Raw genomic sequence first — 1,614 nt, forward strand, 5'->3', positions numbered from 1 at the left:
ATCAACCGTAACGATCGTAGTGCTTTGTCTGCAATTGCCCTTGAAGCCAAAGAGAATTTATCACTTGAAAATTTTACAGCTTTGGTGGATAAAGGCTATCATAACGGTAAAAAAATAGAAATATGCAAACTAGCCAACATATTTTCTGCTTAACGAAAATAGTGTTTAAAACCGATAATTCCACTAAATCCGCAAATCGCTTGTAACGGCTGTTAGCGGTGCGGTTTTTCTATTTCCAACAGCTTTTCGTCAAACCAAACATCTTCATAACCTTTTTCAGTTATTAGAAATCTAAATCCTTCGTCAAGTCCTAAATAGTCAATCAGTTTTGGTTTTCTCTGCAATAAATGTTCAGCACAAATTGGTTGAAAAAAATTGTCCTCTTCCGAATATTCTCCGCTCCAAATGAACCAACAGACTTCGCCTTTTTTAGTTCTGTGTCTTAATCCATTTAATTTCTCTAAATCTAAATTTTCTGAGATACCAATGTTAAAAGTTTTATTAATGGGCTTCCAATTTGAGCCATATTTTTCACAAATTTCTTTCTGCTTTTCAATATGAATATTCCAATTGTTGTAAACCATTAATTCGTCCACATCATTTTCAAGTCTGTTTTTCCAAAGTTGCATATTAACTTTATTGATTGGAAAACTTATTTCTTCGTTATCCCAATCAAAAATTGTTTCAAAAATTATCTCGTCATTTTCATCCCATTCTGTATCATCAGATTCAACACAATTCCACGCAAAATTTTTCACGTCAATTACTTGAATTTCCCCATTAAGAAATTTTTCGCATAATTCTATTAGATGTTTTCTTTCGATATACATATTTTGTCGTTTACTCTTCGGCTTTTTATTTATGATTCAGTTCTCTTTCCACAATTTGTTTTTCAGACTTCCTATCAGATTTCCGTATTTCAGATTTTGTTTTTTGATGATAATTACTTTTGTTTGTGAAAAAATGCATACTTGACCAAGCTAAACCAGAACCTTGTCTTATCATTACACCATTCCAAATGCAGTCTTCATATGGACAATTGTGTTTTGAATAAGTTCCGAAATTTCTATGTTTTATTCTTTTTTCGTCAAGTATTTTTTGCTGATTTTTTTTAATTTCATTCCAAATTTTTTCTTCGTCACCTTTAGTAAATTCTTGTCCTAAAGTCGAAACTTCAACAAATGTTTTTGGGTCTTTCAGTTGTAAAAAATTAAATGTTTTTCTGAAAAAGTTGTGTGCATACTCACGAACTTCTATTTTCTCGTCATTACTAAGTTTTTCGTTTTCTACGATTGAACGATATAGTCCAAGTGTATTAAAATCTTTGTATTTTTTGTAATTGTCAATGTAAAGAAAATATTCTTTCAAATTCAATTGATTAAATTTCTGTCCTATTTCCATTTGTCAATGTTTTACGATGTTCGTTTAAGCTGACCGCTAACGTCTTGGCACTACAGCGGGTTTGGGGTTAAATTAAGACTATTCTTCGGATTTGCCAAATCATCCAAATAGAAAACCATTTTTCCATTAAGCCTAATGCCCAAATCCGTTGTAGCATCTATGTAAAAGCATAACTTAGAGTTACCAAAAACGAAGATTATGCAATTACAAGAT

2 protein-coding genes are annotated in these 1,614 nt (G+C 31.3%); both read right to left on the bottom strand.

Translation table 11 applies throughout. The annotated features are described in order from the left end of the window. Positions 1-212 precede the first annotated feature (212 nt). Complete coding sequence (locus GXM17_RS21260) at positions 213-830, bottom strand: immunity protein Imm33 domain-containing protein (RefSeq protein WP_163401520.1); 618 nt, start codon at positions 828-830, stop codon at positions 213-215. 25 nt (positions 831-855) lie between these two features. Further along, positions 856-1,401 (bottom strand): hypothetical protein, encoded by a 546-nt coding sequence (locus tag GXM17_RS21265; RefSeq protein WP_163401521.1) that lies wholly within the window; start codon positions 1,399-1,401, stop codon positions 856-858. Positions 1,402-1,614 lie beyond the last annotated feature (213 nt).

This window comes from Flavobacterium fluviatile, assembly GCF_010645065.1.
Taxonomy (GTDB): Bacteria; Bacteroidota; Bacteroidia; order Flavobacteriales; family Flavobacteriaceae; genus Flavobacterium; species Flavobacterium fluviatile.